Annotated in this window: 13 protein-coding genes, 1 tRNA gene and 1 pseudogene; 6 read left to right on the forward strand and 9 right to left on the reverse strand. The window is 74.3% G+C overall.

Annotation, left to right across the window (positions count from 1 at the left end; translation table 11 throughout):
- Positions 1 to 19 precede the first annotated feature (19 nt).
- Entirely contained in the window at positions 20 to 904 is an 885-nt protein-coding gene (fdhD, locus tag ACFYYT_RS28815; protein WP_351828654.1) for a formate dehydrogenase accessory sulfurtransferase FdhD, read from the reverse strand.
- 206 nt (positions 905 to 1,110) lie between these two features.
- Here fdhD and ACFYYT_RS28820 point away from each other — a divergent pair, with 206 nt between their 5' ends.
- The 3 genes from ACFYYT_RS28820 to ACFYYT_RS28830 all read left to right on the forward strand — a co-directional run bounded on the left by ACFYYT_RS28820 (position 1,111) and on the right by ACFYYT_RS28830 (position 2,921).
- Positions 1,111 to 2,052, forward strand: coding sequence for a beta-ketoacyl-ACP synthase III (locus tag ACFYYT_RS28820; RefSeq protein WP_351828652.1), 942 nt, complete (start codon positions 1,111 to 1,113; stop codon positions 2,050 to 2,052).
- A gap of 176 nt (positions 2,053 to 2,228) precedes the next feature.
- Positions 2,229 to 2,684, forward strand: coding sequence for a hypothetical protein (locus ACFYYT_RS28825; protein ID WP_351828649.1), 456 nt, complete (start codon positions 2,229 to 2,231; stop codon positions 2,682 to 2,684).
- Positions 2,685 to 2,836: 152 nt separating this feature from the next.
- Positions 2,837 to 2,921 (forward strand) — tRNA-Leu (locus tag ACFYYT_RS28830).
- 37 nt (positions 2,922 to 2,958) lie between these two features.
- On the opposite strand, the gene ACFYYT_RS28835 is transcribed toward ACFYYT_RS28830, so the two are convergent.
- The 5 genes and pseudogenes from ACFYYT_RS28835 to ACFYYT_RS28855 all read right to left on the reverse strand — a co-directional run bounded on the left by ACFYYT_RS28835 (position 2,959) and on the right by ACFYYT_RS28855 (position 8,631).
- On the reverse strand, positions 2,959 to 3,564 hold the full coding sequence (locus ACFYYT_RS28835) for an amidohydrolase family protein (protein WP_388609823.1): 606 nt from the start codon (positions 3,562 to 3,564) through the stop codon (positions 2,959 to 2,961).
- 158 nt (positions 3,565 to 3,722) lie between these two features.
- Complete coding sequence (locus tag ACFYYT_RS28840; protein ID WP_351828647.1) at positions 3,723 to 4,583, reverse strand: helix-turn-helix transcriptional regulator; 861 nt, start codon at positions 4,581 to 4,583, stop codon at positions 3,723 to 3,725.
- A gap of 109 nt (positions 4,584 to 4,692) precedes the next feature.
- Entirely contained in the window at positions 4,693 to 6,120 is a 1,428-nt protein-coding gene (locus ACFYYT_RS28845) for an MFS transporter (RefSeq protein ID WP_351828645.1), read from the reverse strand.
- 472 nt (positions 6,121 to 6,592) lie between these two features.
- A pseudogene (locus ACFYYT_RS28850) lies at positions 6,593 to 7,312 on the reverse strand (IclR family transcriptional regulator C-terminal domain-containing protein); the annotation flags it as partial.
- Between the two features lie 788 nt (positions 7,313 to 8,100).
- Positions 8,101 to 8,631, reverse strand: a complete 531-nt coding sequence (locus tag ACFYYT_RS28855) for a sigma-70 family RNA polymerase sigma factor (protein ID WP_385320480.1) — start codon at positions 8,629 to 8,631, stop codon at positions 8,101 to 8,103.
- A 325-nt stretch (positions 8,632 to 8,956) separates the two neighbouring features.
- Here ACFYYT_RS28855 and ACFYYT_RS28860 point away from each other — a divergent pair, with 325 nt between their 5' ends.
- From ACFYYT_RS28860 to ACFYYT_RS28870, 3 genes are all read left to right on the forward strand, one after another.
- Positions 8,957 to 10,999 carry a hypothetical protein gene (locus ACFYYT_RS28860; RefSeq protein WP_351828638.1) on the forward strand — a complete coding sequence of 681 codons (2,043 nt, stop codon included), beginning with the start codon at positions 8,957 to 8,959 and terminating at the stop codon, positions 10,997 to 10,999.
- A gap of 340 nt (positions 11,000 to 11,339) precedes the next feature.
- Positions 11,340 to 13,055: a methionine--tRNA ligase gene (metG, locus tag ACFYYT_RS28865; protein WP_351828635.1), complete on the forward strand. Its 1,716-nt coding sequence runs from the start codon at positions 11,340 to 11,342 to the stop codon at positions 13,053 to 13,055.
- Between the two features lie 169 nt (positions 13,056 to 13,224).
- A complete protein-coding gene (locus tag ACFYYT_RS28870; protein WP_351828633.1) occupies positions 13,225 to 14,430 on the forward strand; it encodes a glycosyltransferase 87 family protein in 1,206 nt (401 codons plus the stop codon).
- 39 nt (positions 14,431 to 14,469) lie between these two features.
- On the opposite strand, the gene ACFYYT_RS28875 is transcribed toward ACFYYT_RS28870, so the two are convergent.
- The 3 genes from ACFYYT_RS28875 to ACFYYT_RS28885 all read right to left on the reverse strand — a co-directional run bounded on the left by ACFYYT_RS28875 (position 14,470) and on the right by ACFYYT_RS28885 (position 17,945).
- Complete coding sequence (locus ACFYYT_RS28875; protein ID WP_351828631.1) at positions 14,470 to 15,135, reverse strand: response regulator transcription factor; 666 nt, start codon at positions 15,133 to 15,135, stop codon at positions 14,470 to 14,472.
- A complete protein-coding gene (locus ACFYYT_RS28880; protein ID WP_351828628.1) occupies positions 15,123 to 16,427 on the reverse strand; it encodes a sensor domain-containing protein in 1,305 nt (434 codons plus the stop codon). Before ACFYYT_RS28880 ends, ACFYYT_RS28875 begins: the two co-directional genes overlap by 13 nt.
- Positions 16,428 to 16,490: 63 nt before the next feature.
- Complete coding sequence (locus ACFYYT_RS28885; RefSeq protein WP_351828670.1) at positions 16,491 to 17,945, reverse strand: Na+/H+ antiporter NhaC family protein; 1,455 nt, start codon at positions 17,943 to 17,945, stop codon at positions 16,491 to 16,493.
- Positions 17,946 to 18,133 lie beyond the last annotated feature (188 nt).

Below are 18,133 nucleotides of genomic sequence, written 5' to 3' on the forward strand. Positions count from 1 at the left end.
CGGGGTCAGGCCTCCAGGGTCAGGCCTCCGGCCGGGAGGCGGGGCCGGAGGGCAGGATCACGCGCTCCTCGCCCGCGTAGACGTTCATGTCCCGGCCCCGGAGGAACCCCACCAGCGTCAGCCCGGACTCCACCGCCAGGTCCACCGCCAGCGAGGACGGCGCCGAGACGGCCGCCAGCACCGGGATGCCCGCCATGACCGCCTTCTGCGCCAGCTCGAAGGAGGCCCGGCCCGACACCAGCAGCACCGCACCGGCCAGCGGCAGCCGCCCGGCCTGCAGCGCCCGCCCCACGATCTTGTCCACCGCGTTGTGCCGCCCCACGTCCTCCCGTACGTCGAGCAGCTCGCCGCCGATGGTGAACAGCCCGGCGGCGTGCAGCCCGCCCGTGCGGTCGAAGACCTTCTGCGCCGCGCGCAGCCGGTCCGGCAGCTCGGCCAGCAGCTCCGCCCGCACCCGTACGGGATCATCGGCCAGCCCCGGGAACCGGGTCGCCGTACGGACCGCGTCCAGGCTGGCCTTCCCGCACAGCCCGCAGGAGGAGGTGGTGTAGACGTTCCGCTCCAGCGTGATGTCCGGCACCGGCACTCCGGGCGCCAGCTGCACGTTGACCACGTTGTAGGTGTTGGAGCCTCCCCCAGCTACCGCTGGGAGGGGCCCCCGGTCGGTCGCGCCCTCGCAGTAGGTCACGGCCCGGACGTCCGACGCATGCGCGATCACGCCCTCGCTGGCCAGGAAACCCACGGCCAGCGCGAAGTCGTCCCCCGGCGTCCGCATCGTGATGGCCAGCGGCTTGCCGTTCAGCCGTATCTCCAGCGGCTCCTCCGCGACCAGCGTGTCGGGGCGCATGACGACCGCCCCGCCCCGGATCCGCACGACGCGGCGCCGCTCGGTGACCCGTCCCATGGCGATCAGCCACCCGTTCTGTCTTGGTCGTGCACCTGACGAGCACATTCTCCCGGATCCACGGTGTACGAGGCTCCCCGGCAGCAAGTTGCTCGGAATTCTCCAAATTACGGTGTGTGAATCCTGTCGGGTCACGCGCACCCGTACCCATCGGTAGCAGGCCAAGCTGGGTGATCCTGACCGTCGTACAAAGGGGGACCCCGCCCATGACCGGTTCACGCGTGGTGGCGCTTGGGCACTACCAGCCCGCGAAAGTGCTCACCAACGAGGACCTCTCGGCCATGGTCGACACCAATGACGAGTGGATCCGGTCCCGGGTCGGCATCCGGACCCGGCACGTCGCGGGCCCCGAGGAGCCGGTGGACGAGCTGGCCTACCAGGCCGCCGGCAAGGCCCTCGCCAATGCCGGTCTGCTCCCGGACGACGTCGACCTCGTCCTGGTGGCCACCTCCACGGCCATCGACCGTTCCCCCAACATGGCCGCGCGCGTCGCCGCCAAGCTGGGCATGGGCGGCGGCCCGGCCGTGATGGACATCAACGTCGTCTGCTCGGGCTTCACCCACGCCCTGGCCACCGCCGACCACGCGATCCGGGCGGGCGCCGCCACCCGCGCGCTCGTCATCGGCGCCGACAAGATGACCGAGATCACCGACTACAGCGACCGCACCACCTGCGTGCTGACCGGCGACGGCGCGGGCGCGGCCGTGGTCGAGGGCTGCGCGGAGCCGGGCATCGGCCCGGTGCTGTGGGGCTCGGTGCCGGAGATGGGCCACGCGGTCCGCATCGAGGGCACGCCCCCGGTCTTCGCGCAGGAGGGCCAGGCCGTCTACCGCTGGACCACCAGCCAGCTCCCGCCGCTCGCCCGCAGGGTGTGCGAGAAGGCCGGAATCACCCCCGAGGACCTGGCCGGGGTCGTACTGCACCAGGCCAACCTCCGGATCATCGAGCCGCTCGCGGCCAAGATCGGGGCCGTGAACGCCGTCGTCGCCCGCGATGTCGTCGACTCCGGGAACACCTCCGCCGCCAGCATCCCCATGGCCCTGTCCAAGCTGGTGGAACGCGGCGAGATCCCCTCGGGCGCCCCGGTCCTCCTCTTCGGCTTCGGCGGCAACCTCTCCTACGCCGGCCAGGTCATCCGCTGCCCGTAGCCCCGCCCCCCTCGCACCACGCCGCAGGCCCGTTCCCACCCCGGGGGCGGGCCTGCGGTGCGTGCGACCTGAGAGGTAGCGGATGTGGCCCGCCGGAGTGACGCCTTCCGGCCCCGGCCCGCCCCAGGATGGCAGTACGCACCCCGCCCCCCGCCGAAACCAGGAGCGCGATCCCCATGAGCCGCCGCAGGACCCTCGCCCTGACCACCGCCGCAAGCGCCATCGCCGTCGGCCTGGCGGCCGTGGCGGCCCTCCCGGCCGCGGCGCACTGGTACGGCGGACGGCACCAGGAGTCGGGCAGCTACGCGACCGGCGCCGAGGCGAAGGGCGCACGGGCCTCGGTCCCGCGCTGGCTCCCGGACGGCGCGACGTCCGTGGAGTACGCGATGGGCACCACCGGCGGCCGGCGCCTCCTGAAGGCCACCCTCCCGACCGGGGGCCTCCCACCCCAATGCACCGACGCCCCGCGCTCCGGCGCGGGCAAGCCGGAGCTGGCGGCGTCCTGGTTCCCGCAGGGCGCCGAGGACAGGGCCACCGCGCGCTGCGGCCTGTACTACGCCTACGTCCAGGGCGACACCCTCTACGCCTGGCAGCTCAACGACGACTGGATCAAGGACGGCGCCGGCCGCTGACCAAGGCGCCTCGTCCCGCCCACGCCGCCGGACATGCCCGCAGGTCAGCGCGGCGCGTCTCCCGTCCGACCGCCCGGATAAGTGGTCGGAGGCCCGCCGATCCTTTGCTATTGTTGTCCATGTCGCCGCGGGAAACCGGGGCCGACCACCTAGTCCGGGTGGCGGAATGGCAGACGCGCTAGCTTGAGGTGCTAGTGCCCTTTATCGGGCGTGGGGGTTCAAGTCCCCCCTCGGACACAGAGTCAGTACACGAGAGCGGATCATGACCTACCGGTCATGATCCGCTCTCGTGCGTGGGGGCGTCCGGGCCGGCGGCCCGGCGGCCGGCCGTGAAGACGTGGCGGATGCGGCGGAGGGCGTTCAGGTCGGTCAGCGGGTCGCCGTCGACGACGATGAGGTCGGCGCGCTTGCCGGGGGCCAGGACGCCCGTGTCGGCCAGCCCCAGGGCGTGGGCCGCGTTGACGGTGGCCATGTCGAGGATCTCGCGCCGGGTGAAACCGAGCGAGGCGAAGAATTCCAGCATGCCGACGTAGTCGCCGAAGCGGGCTCCCGGCACGCCCGCGTCGGTGCCGGCGATGAACCGGACACCGGCCTCGCGCATCTCCAGGATGACCTCGGCCATCGCCTTCGCGCGCTCGGGCCCCATCTGATCGAGGAACAGCCGCCAGTCCCCGGACACGCACCGGCAGACGGCCACGTCGTCCTCGGCCATGCGGCGGATGACCGCCGGATCGTGGACGATGCCCTCCGCGGTCCGCCAGGAGCAATGCTCGATCGTCCGCACGCCGGCGGCGACGCAGTCCGCGATGGTCTGCGAACCGTGCGCGTGCGCGGCCACGCCCAGGCCGTGGCGCCCGGCCTCCTCGACGATCAGACGCAGTTCCCGAGTCGATGGACGCCCGCAATGTCACGGTCAGCGCGTGACGGCGGGCTCCGGCTTCACCTGGGGAGTGACGGCGATCCGCCGGAGGTAGCCGCCCGCGCGGCAGACGCCGTGGCCCCCGGTCCGTATGGACCGGGGGCCACGGCGTCCGTCCGTCAGCGCCGGTGGACGGAGTCCAGGTCCACCGTCAGGAGCTGGAGGGCCGCCTCGTGCGGGGAGTCGGGCTCCGCGTGGTAGAACTTCAGGATGTTGCCGTCCTGGAGGTCGGCGGACTGGTACATCAACTCCAGCTCGCCCACCACGGGATGGTCGAATAGCTTGGTGCCCTCGATGCAGTTCGCCACCCGCTGGCGGCACCAGAGCGCCGCGAATTCCTCGCTGTGAATGGTCAGTTCGCCGATCAGTTCGGCCAGTCGCGGATCGTGCCGGTGATTCCCGGAGATGAACCGCAGATACGTCACGTTCGACTCCGACTCGGCGGCCCAGTCCGCGTACAGGGCCTGGACGCTGTCGTCGAGAAAGTTCATCTTGATGATGTTGGGGCGTTGTGCGGCGTCCTCGGGGACATCGAAAGCGAGGTGGGGCGCGAACAGTTTGTGGTACAGCGAATTCCAGGCCAGGATGTCGCACCGGTAATTCAGCACGGCCGCCGCCACATTGCCGAGCGACGACATCAGCATGCGTGTGCTCGCGCTGAGTTGATCGTCGCTGGGAGTGGGCCGCTGCGGATTCTGCACGGGCGTGCCGATCTTGAGCAGGTAGTCCTGCTCGTCGGGGCTCAGATCCAGTGCGCGGGCGATGGAGAGCAGGACCTGCGGCGAGGCGTGCGCGGTCTGCGACTGTTCGAGCCGCGTGTAATAGGTCTGGCTCACGCCCGCCAGCGCGGCCACTTCCTCGCGGCGAAGTCCCGGAACGCGCCGGGAGTTGCTGGTGCGCAGCCCCCTCTGCTCCGGCCGGACACGCTCGCGCATCTGCCGCAGGTAACCGCCGAGGTCCGTGTTCACGATCTGTTCCATCCTTCTCATTATGAAGTGCCGAGCGGCGTCGGCAAGGGTCCCTGATCGCGGTGGCCGCCGCGAGGACGGCCGGGAGAGCGGGGTGCACCGCTCTCCCGGCCGCCTGCGACTACCGGGACTTGGCGCGCAACAGCAGCCACAGGAGCAGGCCGACGGCGAGCTGGGAGGAGCCGGCCACGCCGATCGCCACGTGGATGCCGGTGAGCTGCTCGGCGGCGGTCACGGTGCCCCGCCCGATGACGGCCGCGAACACCGCGCTCACCAGGGGAATGCCGATCGCGATGCCGACCTGCTGGCTCTGGGTGGCCATCCCGGTCGCCATGCCCTGTTCGTCGGCGTCGACGGACGAGGTGGCGATGACCATGAAGGACAGGGCCGCCGTCATGGAGAAGAAGGCGTTCACGAACTGGGTGATGATCAGGGGGATCAGCCAGCGCGAGTCCGAGGTCGCCCACAGCGCCGGCAGCATGAACGCGCCCTGCAGGGCCAGCGAGACGCCGAGCATCGTACGCGGCGGGACACGCTGGAGGAGGCGCGGACCGACGACGCCCGCGATGATCTGGCCCACGCCGATGCCGAGCAGCACCAGGCCGGCGACCAGGGACGACAGGCCGAGCACGTTCTGGACGTACAGACCGGTGAAGAAGATCAGCGCGGTCTCCCCGCCGAAGATGAACAGCGCGGCCACGTTGCCCCACGCGATGTCGGGCTTCTTCAGGACCTTCACCGGGACCAGGGCGTCGGTGGTGCGGCTCTCCACGGCCCAGAAGACGCCCAGCAGGACGGCCGAGGCGATCAGCGCGAGGCCCGCCGTCAGGTCCAGGCCCTCCTCGCCGACGCGGGTGACGCCGTAGATCGCGGTGAACAGGCCCAGGGTGATCAGCAGCGCGCCCGGCAGGTCGATCCGACTGCGCTGCGCCGCCCGGCCCTCGGCGACGACGAACGGCACGACGACGATCGCCGCGATGGCCACGGGGATGTTGATGAAGAAGGCCCAGCGCCAGGAGAACACGTCCGTCAGGACACCGCCGAGGATCGCGCCGACGCTGAAACCGGAGCTCATCATCACGCTGTTGAGGCCCAGCGCGCGGGTCCGCAGCGCGGGCTCGGAGAAGGTCGTCGTGAGCAGGGCGAGCGCGGCGGGGGTGACCGCCGCGGTGGCCAGACCCTGGAGGGTACGCGCGACCAGCAGCATCGCGGCCGAGTCGGAGACGCCGCCGATGAGCGAGGAGACGGCCAGGACGACCATTCCGGCGGTGAAGATGCGCCGGCGCCCCACGTAGTCGCCGACGCGGCCGAAGACGAGGGTGCATCCGGCGGCGCACAGGGCGAACGTCGTGGTGATCCACTGCAGGCTCCCCGTCGAGAACCCGAGGGAGACGCCGACCTCGGGCAGCGCGACGTTCAGCACGGAGAAGTCGGCGGCCATCATGAACTGGGACGCCAGCAGCACCACCAGGGCGGCGACTTGGCGCCCCGTCATACGGACAGGCGCCGCGTGCGCGGCGGTGGCAGGGGCGGTATCAGCGGTTGTCATGCCCCCAGCCTCGGCGGACCGGCCCGCCCCAGCCAGATCCCTTCTGAGGGCACTCCTGCCGAGACTGTCACTGGCAGTGCCACCTTCGCCCCGGCGCGGACCGGCCGGGTCGGCCAACGGGGCGAGCCCGTCACATGCGCAGGACCACCAGGCCGTCGGGGTGGGGGAGCGAGCCCGGGGTGATGTCCGTGAAGGTGCGGGGGAGGGTGAGGCGGGTCGGGTCGGGGTCGGCTTCGAAGAGGTAGGCCGCCGCCGAGGCGGGGTCGTTGACCAGGTGGGGGCCGTCCTGGGCGGTGACGCGGGTCAGCGGGGTGCGGAAGAGCCGGCCCAGCAGACGGAGCGTCTCGGGGGTGATCCGGGTCGACGGGGCGGGGTCCGCGGGGTGCGCGGGGTGCGCGTGGGGCGGGGTGTGCGGGGTGTGCGTGCGGCGCGGGCCGGGGGGCGGTGGGGGGTCCGGGGGGATGGCGCCGGACAGGAGCAGCGCGAGGAGGACCGGTACCGCCTTGTGGCGCAGGGCTTCGGTGGCGGAGGGCAGCCGGTGCGCGTGGCTCGCGGGCAGGGAGAGCGCGAGGCTTCCGGCGGCGCCCCCGGTCGCGATGGGCACGGCCGCGCAGACGACCCCGGGGGAGTACTCGCGCAGGTCGAAGACGGGGGCCCCCGGCGTCAGGGCGTCCAGGGCGCCGAACAGGGTCCGGCTGTCGGTGATGGTCCGCGCGGTGAGCCGGGCCGGGCGGTGACGGGTCACGTGGTCGGCCCGGCCGTGGTGGTCGAGCTGGGTCAGCAGGCACTTGCCGACGGCGCTGGCGTGCGCGGCAGCCCGGAAGTCCACCCATTCCCGCACCGGCGGAGCCCCCGGGCCGTCCGCCATCTGCGTGATGCGGACCTCGCCCTCCGCGTACCGGCTGAGGTACACGGCGGCGCCCGCGCTGTCCCGGGCCAGGGCCAGGGTGCGCTGGAGCTGGGCGGCCAGGCCGGTGCCGCCGCAGGCGCCGAGCCGGTCCAGGGCCGGCCCCCGCGCGTACACCCCCGCGCCCGGGCGGCAGGCGTACTCCTCCTCGCACAGCATGGTCAGCAGGGGGCGCAGGGCCCGCTCGGTGAGGCCCGACTCGCGCGCGAGCCGGGCGGCCCGGACGCCCAACGGGTGGTGCTCCAGGACCCGTACGACGGCCAGCGCGCGCCGCGCGTGCGCCAGGGCGTCGCCCGAGTCGCTCTGGACGACCGTCGCCCGCGCGGCGGAGGTCAGCGCGGGGTGGCGCAGCGGGCCCGGGTCCGGGCGGGGGCGGCGGGCCGGGAGCGGGGACGGCGGCAGGAAGGCGGCGAGCACCGAGGGCAGGCCGGGTCTGGGCAGCGGGACCGGGCCCAGGTCGGGGTCGTCGTGCTGGTCGACGTGGCGCAGGACCGCGGCCTGCGCGCACAGCCGGATCTCGCGCAGTTCGCGGCGGCCGCCCGGCCGGAAGTCGTGACGGCCCAGCTCCCGGGCCCAGAAGCGGGCGTCGTGGTGCTCGCCGCGCCGGGAGTGGTCGAGGAAGAGGCAGTACGCGGCGGGGGCGGTGCGCCGGGTTCCGGCGCCCGCGGCGAACTGCCACCAGAAGCGGGAGCCCTCGCGCAGCCCCGCCAGGTGCAGCAGGCAGCCGAAGACGGCCGCGCCGGGCGGGTCCGCGTGCCCGCTGTCGAGGAAGCGGCCGAGGTCCTGCCCGGCGCGGGGGTCGCAGACCGCGACGAGGCAGGCGGCCTTGAGGTCGCGGCGGGCCCGCTCGGAGTCCAGGGGGCAGTCGCGGGCCGGATCGCTCCAGCCGAAGGGGCGGCGCCGGTTGCGGGCCGCCGGCGCGGGGGCGCCCGGGACGCGGGGGCTGCGCAGCAGCCGGGACTCGGCGGCGCCGAGGTCGTAGTGCGGGTAGCGGTCGCGCACGCCCGCCCGCGCCAGGAACTCGGCCAGGGCGCGCGGCGGCCCTGCGGGTACGCCGGTGTGTTCGCGGGGCCTCATGATCCGGCGGAGGCGTCGAGCAGCCGGGCGAGGCGGCGGTGGGCCTGGCCCAGCTGGGAGCGGACGGTGGCCTCGTCCACGCCCATCACGGCGGCGGCCTCGCCGGGGGTGCACTGGAGTCCGTAGCGCAGGATCACGGTGTCGCGCTGGCGTTCGGCGAGGCGGGAGACCGCCGAGTAGAAGCGGATGGTGTCGGCGAGCACCTCGTACCGGTCGGCGTGCGCCTCCTTGAGGGCCGCCTCGAAGGCGGTGGTGTCCATCGGCTCGGGCCGCTGCCGGCGCGGGTCCCAGCGCTGCCTGCCGTCGACGATCCGCTGTTTGAGCACGGTCCAGGCGTAGGCGTCGAGCCGGTCCATGTGCAGCATGCGGAGCCAGTCGTCCATGATCGATTCGAAGGTCGCGTCCACGGCGTCCTCGGCGGCCGCGTCGGAGCCGAGCTGGAGGTACGCGAAGCGCATGTACGCGGGCCGGCGGTTGGCGTGGAAGGCCCAGTACGCCAGGCGCGCGGTCGGATCCCACTGGCTCATGGGCGTCGGCTGCCGCCTCCGGCTGGGCAGTCCCACGGCCCCGCCGGACTCCTCCGGTCCGCCATCGTTCACCGTTCCCCACCTCATCCCCTGTGCGGGTCCATGGAAGCAGCGCGGGCGCACTCGGAGGGCGCAGAGAAGAAACCTGGAAATATTACGTTCGGTGATGACCGGTTCGTGATCGAAGCCGACCGGTCCGACGGGCCGGTGTTCGGTGCTCCGGTGCTCCGGTGCTCCGGTGTTCGGCACTCCGGCGCTCCGGCGCTCCGGGGCGGCGGCGCTCGGCAACGTGTGACCATCCCATGATTCACTCGTTTGTCCGGCCGTGGCCACAACACCGCGATCCGGTTCCGAGCCCGAGACAGACCCGCAGCCTCCGGCGCCCCCCGCGGGCGGCGCGGTCGAGCGGGCCGAAGCCGTCCTGGTCGAGCAGTACCCCCGGCTGGTGCGCCTCGCCTACGTGACCCTCCCGCCCTCCCTCGGCCGGCACACCCGGGTCCTCCTCGCGCACCGCGCCGTCCAGCACGCCCTGCCCCGCGCCGGCGGCGGCCGCGACCCCGGCGGGACGGGCAGCCCCGACAGTCCGGGCGGCCCGCTGGAGGAACTGCGGGTACGGGTGCTGCGCGCCGCCCTCGCCCCGGCGGGCGGCGCCCGCGGTCTGCTGGCCCGGACCGGCTGGCCGCCCGCCCCGCCCTTCGTGTGGGGGCTGCGGCTGTGGCCTCCGGCGGGCGGCATCGACGAGGCGGCCCGGCTGCTGGGGGAGGCACCCGGCCCGGTCCGGGCCGCGTTCGTCCTGCACCGGCTGGACGGACTGCCCGAGGAGGCCGTCGTACGGCTGCTCGGCGCGGCCGGAGCGGCCGGTCCGGCGGACGCTGTCCGCGAAGCCCAGGCCGTGGCGGCCGGCGAACCCCTCCCGCCGGCGCTGCTGAACCCGGAGTTCGACGCCACCGTGGTCAGCGCCCGCCCCACCGACCTGCTGCGCCGCCGCCGCTGGGTCCGCGCCGGGTGGGCCGCCGCGGCCACCGTGGCCCTGGCCGGCGGGATCCTCGTCGCCGACGTCTCGCCCCCGCGCACCGAAGCGGCCCCCGCTGCCGGGCCGGTGGCCGCCGGGGTGCTGGACCCGGCCCGGCTGGTCCGGGTACCCGCCGAGGCCTGGGCCGACACCGCCCGGGTCGACTTCACCGCCTGGCCCGCGCGGGGCGCCCGCACCGCCGACCGGGCCCTGCTGACCCGGGCCCTGGGCGCCTGGGCGGCCCGGCCCGGGGGCATCCGCACCACGGCCGCGCCGGGCACCCCGACCGACGCGCCCGGGCGTCCGCCGCGCCTGCTGTACGCGGGGGACGTGGCCGCCGCCCCGGGGGAGGGCGCCGGCGTGGCGACGGCCGTGGTGGTCCTGCTCGACGCCGAAGATGACCGCGTCGTCCGCTACACCGAGCCCGCGCGCGGCGGCAGCGGTGGCGGCGGGTCCGGCGGCAGCGGAACGCGCACCCTCGACCTGGCCCGTACCGACGAGGCGGGCGTCACCACCGCCGCCGCCCTCACCCTGACCCGGGCCCCCGACGGGACGGCGGCGCGCTATCTGCTCGCGCCGTGGATCGCCTCCGCCGGCACCCGCGACCTGCTCCGTGCCGGGGACACCACCCGGCCCCTGGCGGTCGCCGCCGACGGGGTCACCGCCCCGGTCGCCGTCCCCCGGGGGGCCGGGGCCTGCGACGCCTGGCCCGTGGTCGAACTCACCTCCTCCGCCCGCATCGTCGAGAAGCACTCCTTCGTCCTCGCCGACCTGGGCACCCTCACCCCCGTCCACCTCACCTACACCCCGCTCCCCGACGGCCCCGGCGCCGTGCCCGCCCGGCAGCCCCGCGAGGCCACAGGAGCGGCCGCCCGCGCGGCCTGGGCGCCCGGCGCCTGCGGACTGCGCGCCCTGCGCGGGGACGGCGTACGGGCCGTCAACGTCTGGGACTTCGCCGACTCCGACCTCCCCGACGGGGGCGGCCGGGCCGTCTGGAGCTGTACCCGCGCCTCCGGCTGGGCCGGGCCGGGCGACGTCCTCGTCCAGCTGCGCCCGCCCGCCGGGCCCCCGCAGGAGGTCGCCCGGGCCCGGTCCACCGCCGCCTGCGGCCGCTTCGGCCAGCACCTGCTCGCGGGCACCCGGTGGCGCTCCCCGGCGGGCCGCTGGCACCTGCTGGCCGCCGGGAGCCGGGAGGTCACCGCCATCACCGCGAGCGGAGCCGTCCGGGCGGAGGCGGGCGGCCGCAGCCTCGCCGTGCCCGCGGGGCCGGAGGGCGCCCCCGTCTCCCTGACGGCCCGGCTCGCGAGCGGCGCCCGGATCACCGCCCTGGACGGCGGGGCGGGCGGGCGCGACTGAGCGGTGCGGACCAGCTTCCGACGGGCTTTCCGACCGGCCCCCGCGCGCGGTCTTGGCGCCCGTCCGACCGCCCGTCCGGCCGTTCGTCCGGCCGCCCGTCCGGCCCCCGGACGCCGGTCGGGGCCTGCGTTCCGCGCCTGTAGCATGGGCCCCTTGCGAGGGCCGTGACGCAGAGGTCACCGCCCTCGCTGCGTTTTCGCGTCACGACCACCCGGGCGAAATGCGGGCGCGTGCCCTTTCGGCGGTTCGATACGATGAACCGCATCACAATCCGTCACGGCACGCCGTCACGCATGAATCCGTACGAACCGTACAAATGAAACGAATGGAGCATCCGAGGATGGCTCGACACCTGATCACCAGCGCGCTTCCCTACATCAACGGGATCAAGCACCTGGGCAACATGGTCGGGTCGATGCTTCCGGCGGATGTGTACTCCCGGTACCTCCGCCAGCGCGGCCACGACGTCCTGTACATCTGCGCCACCGACGAGCACGGCACCCCCGCCGAACTCGCCGCCAAGGAGGCCGGGATCTCGGTCGCCGAGTTCTGCGCGCAGGCCCACGACGCCCAGAAGGCGGTCTACGACGGCTTCCAGCTGTCCTTCGACTACTTCGGCCGCAGCTCGTCCGCGCAGAACCGGGAGATCACCCAGCACTTCGCGCGCAAGCTCCAGGAGAACGGCTTCATCGAGGAGCGCGCGATCCGGCAGGTCTACTCGCCGGTCGACGGCCGCTTCCTGCCGGACCGCTACGTCGAGGGCACCTGCCCGCACTGCGGCTACGACAAGGCCCGCGGCGACCAGTGCGAGAACTGCACCCGCGTCCTGGACCCCACGGACCTGATCGAGCCCCGCTCGGCCATCTCCGGCTCCACCGAGCTGGAGGTCCGCGAGACCAAGCACCTCTTCCTGCGCCAGTCCGTGCTCCAGCACGAGGTCGAGGCCTGGGTCGCGGAGCACGAGGAGGAGTGGCCGCAGCTCGCCTCCTCCATCGCCCGCAAGTGGCTGACCGAGGGCCTGCACGACCGCGCCATCACCCGTGACCTCGACTGGGGCGTGCCGGTCCCCGCGGACACCTGGCCCGAACTGGCCGCCGAGGGCAAGGTCTTCTACGTCTGGTTCGACGCCCCGATCGAGTACATCGGCGCCACCAAGGAGTGGGCCGACCTGGACCCGGCGAACCGCGACTACACGTCGTGGTGGTACGAGGCCGACGACGTCCGCTACACCCAGTTCATGGCCAAGGACAACGTCCCGTTCCACACGGTGATGTTCCCCGCCACCGAACTGGCCACCCGCGAGCCGTGGAAGAAGGTCGACTACGTCAAGGCCTTCAACTGGCTGACGTACTACGGCGGCAAGTTCTCCACCTCCCAGAAGCGCGGCGTCTTCACCGACCAGGCGCTGGAGATCCTCCCGGCCGACTTCTGGCGCTACTTCCTCATCGCCAACGCGCCCGAGTCCGACGACTCCTCGTTCACGTGGGAGCACTTCACCGCCACGGTCAACAAGGACCTCGGCGGCACCCTCGGCAACTTCGTCAACCGCGTGCTGACCTTCTCCCGCAAGAAGTTCGGCGACGAGGTCCCGGCCGGCAGCCCCGCGGGCGAGACCGAGGCCAAGCTGGGCGAGCAGATCGCCGAGCTGCTCGCCGAGTACGAGGGCCACATGGACACCCTCCAGTACCGCAAGGCGGCGGCCGCGCTGCGCGCCCTGTGGTCGGCCGGAAACGCGTACCTCGACGAGAAGGCCCCCTGGCTGGAGGTCAAGACCGACGCGGAGGGCGCGGCGCTGACCCTGCGCACCGCGATGAACCTCATCCACCTCTACTCGGTGGTCTCCGAGCCCTTCATCCCGTCCTCGGCGCGCGCCATGCGCTCCGCGTTCGCCCTCGCCGGCGACACCGCGACGTGGGTGACGGCGGAGCAGGCCAAGGCGCTGGACGCGGTCCCGGCCGGGACCCCGTTCACCGTGCCGCCGGTGCTCTTCGCGAAGATCACCGAGGAGGACCTGGAGTCCTACCGGGAGCGCTTCGGCGGCACCCCGGAGGCCTGACGGTCCCCGCATCCGGCTCCCGAAGGGCGCGACCTGCCGAGGTCGCGCCCTTCGGCGCGAGCGGCCGCCGGACGCGGTTCTCCTCGGGCCCGCAGGTAGGGAAAACCCGACCGCGAAGGCTCCGCCTGACCGTGCAGACCGGAGCGGGCCGCGCGGCTGGAATGGGTCCATGACCCCTTCCTCCCGTCTCCGCGCCGCATCCCCCACCGTCCGGTGGACCGCCGGGTGGCTGCTCGCGGCCGCCTGGGCCCTGTCGTTCCCGCTGTTCTCCTCGCTCGGCCCGCACCGGCTGTGGGGGTGGTGCGCGGCCGCCGGGTACCTGGCCGCCGCCGGGGCCACCGTGCTGGGGCGCCGCCGGACGGCGCTGGGCGCGGCCCTGCTGGGAGCCGTCGCCGTCCCCCTGCTGTACCTGGTCCTCACCGGGCAGGGGCAGTCCGAGGTCGGGGTGATCGAACGGTCCGGGCGGCTCCTGCTGGAATCCGGACGGCTCTACGTGGACCGGCCCGCCGGGGTCGAGGAGTACACCCCCTACCTGCCGGGCATGGCCCTCCTCGGCCTCCCCCGCGCCCTGCTGGGCGGCGGCGACGGCTGGGCGGTCCGGCTCCTCGGCGATGCCCGCATCTGGTGCGCGGCGGCGCTGTTCGCCGCCCTGTGGGCCGGCCGCCGGATGCTGGGCGGGCCCGCCTCGCCGCTGCTCCCGGTCCTGGTGGCTTCGCCGGTGGTGGCCCTTCCGCTGGTGGTGAGCGGGGTGGACCTGCCGCTGGCGGGCCTGTGCTGCCTGGCGCTCGCGGCGGCCGTCTCGGGCCGCCCGGCGGTGGCGGGGGCGGCGCTCGCGGCGGCGTGCGCCCTCAAGTGGACGGCCCTGCCCGCGGTGGCGGTGGTCCTCGCCGTCCTGCTGGCCTGCCGGGGCGCCCGCGCCGCGGGGCGCTGCGCGGCGGTGGCGGCGTCGGGCACGGCCGTGCTGGTGCTGCCGGGGGTGCTGCTCCAGCCGGAGGAGCTGTGGCGGCAGGTGTTCGCGTTCCCGACGGGCCGGGCGGAGGTGGCGACCCCGGCGAGCAGTCCGCTGCCGGGGCACCTGCTGGCCGGTCTCGGGCCGTGGGGCTGGTACCTGACGGTGGCCCTGCTGGCGCTGGGCGGCCTGGCGGTGGCGCTCTCGCTGTGGGCGCGCCCGCCGCGCACCCTCGTCGCCGCCGCCGACCGGCTCGCCCTCGGGTTGACCCTGGCCTTCCTGCTGGCTCCGGCGGGCCGCTTCGGGTACCTGGCCCTGCCGGTGCTGCTGGTGCTGTGGGCCCGCTCGACCGCCCCGCGGCCGGCCCCCTCCCGCGTCGTGGCCCGCTCGGGCCCCCGGGAACGCCGCCCGGCGGAAGCCCGCTAGCCCGCGCCCGGGGTCAGGGTCAGGGGTCAGGGGTCAGGGTCAGGGGCGGGCGTTCGCGCCGCGGAGATGGGCCAGGACGGCCAGGACGCGGCGGTTGCCCTCCGTCGGGTCCAGGTCCAGCTTCATGAAGATGCTGGACGCGTGCTTGACGACGGCCGCCTCGGTGACGAACAGCCGGGCCGCGAGCGCCTGGTTGTTGAGCCCCTCGGCCATGAGCGCCAGCACCTCGCGCTCGCGCGGCGTCAGCCGGGCCAGCGGGCGGTCCCGCTCGTCCCGGGGCGCGAGCAGCACCCGGACCACCTCCGGGTCGATGACGGTCTGGCCCCCGTGGACCCGTTCCAGGGCGTCGAGGAACTCCGTCACCTCGCCGACCCGGTCCTTGAGCAGGTAGCCCAGCCCGGCCGCCGAGCCCCCGCCGAACAGCTGGGTCGCGTACGCCGTGGCCACGTACTGGGAGAGCACCAGGACCGGCAGCCCCGGGTCCTCCTCCCGTAGTTCCAGCGCCGCCCGCAGGCCCTCGTCGCGCAGCCCGGGCGGCATCCGCACGTCCGTGACGACCACGTCGGGCCGCTCGGCCCGAACCGCCCGCAGCAGCGCGGGGGCGTCGCCGACGGCGGCGAGGACCCGGTGACCGCCCAGGGTCAGCAGCTCCGTCAGCCCGGCGCGCAGCAGTACGGAGTCCTCGGCGAGGATCACTCGGAGCACGGCACCTCCACCCGCAGTTCGGTCGGTCCGCCCAGCGGACTGGACACCGTCAGCCTGCCCCGCAACATCGCCACCCTGTCCGCGAGTCCCGCCAGGCCCGCCCCCGCGCCGGGATCGGCCCCGCCGCGGCCGTCATCGCTGATGGTGAGGGTGAGCCGGTCGCCCTCGACCCTACCGGCGACGCCGACCCGCGAGGCACCGCTGTGCTTGGCGGCGTTGGCGAGGGCCTCGGTGATGGTGAAGTAGGCGGTGGTCTCCACCGGTTCGGGCAGCCGGGGCAGGTGGGCCAGGTCCACCGTGACCGGTACGGGATGGCGCAGCGCGACCTCGGCGACCGCCGCCGCCAGCCCGTGGTCGGTGAGCACCTGCGGGTGGATCCCGCGTACGAGGTCGCGCAGTTGCTCCAGGGCGAGCTTCGCCTCGTCGCGGCCCCGCGCGACGAGCGCCGCGGCCGGGGCCGCCTCCGGGATCCCGCGCAGCCGCATCTCCGCCAGGCCCAGGGTCATGCTGAGGGCCACCAGCTGCTGCTGGGCGCCGTCGTGGAGGTCGCGTTCGATGCGGCGCCGCTCGGCCTCGAAGGCCTCCACCAGCCGGACCCGCGAGCGGGTGAGCTCCAGGACCCGGCCGTCCTCCCCGCGCGGCCCGAGCAGCAGCCGGGCCGTCTTCACCTGGGCCCCGGCGATCAGCGCGCCCGCGTACGCGGCCAGCACCAGCCCGGCCAGCCCGGCGGCCGTCCCGCCCAGGGCCTCCAGCGGGCCCGAAACGGCCCGGCCGGGCACCAGCATCACCGGTTCCGGGGCGAGCGCCCACACGACGGCCGGGGAGGCCACGAGGAGCAGCGAGAACGCGACCAGGGCCAGCACCCCGAAGCCGGCCGCGCCGAAGACCGTCCCGAGCAGGGCGGCGTACCCGAACTCCCGCCGGGTCGCGCGCTCGCGCAGCCGGGTCCGCAGCCAGGCGGCCGCGCCGGCCCCGGCGAGCGAGGTGTGCGGATCGGGCACCGGCTCGGGGTCGACCCAGCGCAGCCGGTTGCGCTCCAGTTCACCGAGCGGCACCGCGCCGGCCAGGGCGGCGGTCAGCAGCAGCAGTCCGACCCCGGTCACGGCCAGCAGCACCCCGAGGCCGGTGAGCAGCACCAGCGCGACGAGCACCGGGTAGCCGAGGAGGAACCCGCCGCCCAGGTAGGCCCAGCACCGCCAGGGCCACCAGGAGCCGAGGAACCGCAGGGGCCGCCGCGCCACCTCCCACACGGCCACCGGTGGAGCGGGCAGGGGGGCGGTGATCGCGGACATGCGGTCCAGCCTAGGCCGTCCGGGCGGGGCGCCGGCCGGGCCGTCCGGCCCGCAGACGGGCCGTCACATGGCGGCGCCCAAGGCCAGGAAGCCGCAGATCAGCACGAGGGGGATGGCCAGCAGCGGCCAGACGAAGCGCAGGTAGCGGTCGTAGCCCACCTTCGCCAGGGCGACGCCGCCGATGGTGACGGCCGTGGTGGGGACCCAGAGGTTCATCCAGCCGCTGGAGGCCTGCCAGGCGGTCACCACGACCGCGCGGGAGACACCCGCGAAGTCGGCGAGCGGGGCCAGGATGGGCATGGCGAGGGTGGCGTGGCCGGAGGTCGAGGGGATCAGGAAGGCCAGCGGGAGGTTGACCAGGAAGACGATCACCGCGAAGAGGCTGGACGAGGTGCCCTTGACCACGCCCTCGATGGAGTGCAGGACCGTGTCGGTGATCTTCGAGTTGTTCATGATGACGGTGACCCCGCGCGCCAGCATGATTACCAGGGCCGGGGAGACGAAGTCGGCGGCGCCCTGGATGATCGTGGAGCTCAGCTTCGCCTCGCCCATCCCGGCCACCAGGCCGACCAGCACCGCCGCGCACAGGAAGAGCGCCGAGAGCTGCGGGAAGGACCAGTCCAGCTCCCAGGAGTACGGGGCGGCATCGGCGTCGCCGGTGAGCGCGCCGGACCAGGGCACCACCGAGAAGATCATGAAGCCGAAGACGAGGACCAGCAGCACCAGCACCGTCCGGTGCAGCCCGGTCAGCACCGGCTCCTCGCCGGAGTCGGCGGCGGCCTTCTGCATCCGGTCGCCCGGCAGGAACCCGCACAGGGACTTCGACGGGTCCTTCTGGACGCGCCGCGCGTAGCGGACGACGTAGAGGATGGTGACTGCCGTCAGCACGATCCACATCACGAAGCGCAGCCCGATGCCGTCGCCCAGCGAGATGTCCGCGGCCGAGGAGGCCACGCCCGTCGCGAAGGGGTTGACCGTGGAGCAGAGCACCCCGATGCCCGCACCGAGGATGGCGGCGCCGGCCGCGACGAGCCGGTCGTAGCCGAGCGCGAGCATCATCGGGACGAGCAGGCCGTAGAAGCCGAGGGTCTCCTCCGCGAAGCCCTCCACCGTGCCGAGCACGGAGAAGGCGAGCATCACGGCGGCGATCAGCAGGGCGCCGCGGTCGCGCAGCCGGTGGGCGAGGCGGGCGATGCCCCGGTCGAGGGCGCCGGTGGCGAAGACGACGGTGATGAAGGCGCCGATGGCGAGGACGAAGAGGAAGACGCCCGCGCTGCCGTACAGGGCGCCGGTGAAGCTCGGACCGACCTCGTGGGTGGTGAGGTCCTGGATGCCGTACAGGCCGTTGACGGGGGAGAGGAAGAGGTCGTTCAGCCGGTCGGTGAAGCTCTGGGTGCCGTGGACGCGGTGGTAGGTGCCCGACAGCGGGGCGCCGCTGTCGTTGCGCTCGTACTGACCGGCCGGGACGAGGAACGCCAGCAGCCAGACCGCCACCGTGACCAGGGCCAGGACGGTCAGGGCACTGGGGAACGCGAGCCGTTTGGCGGGGGCCGGGGGTTCGTTCCCGGCGGCGGGCGGGGGCGGCGGGGGAGGACCCCCGGGGCCGGCCCCGTCGGGCCGGTGGCCCGTCTCCGCCGGAGCGGCCTGATCGTCTGCTGCCACGCGCCACCGTCCCTCTGGTGCGACCTGCGACCCGCGACCCGCGA

Origin of the sequence: Streptomyces sp. NPDC002032 (assembly GCF_042890765.1) — a bacterium.
Lineage (GTDB): Bacteria > Actinomycetota > Actinomycetes > Streptomycetales > Streptomycetaceae > Streptomyces.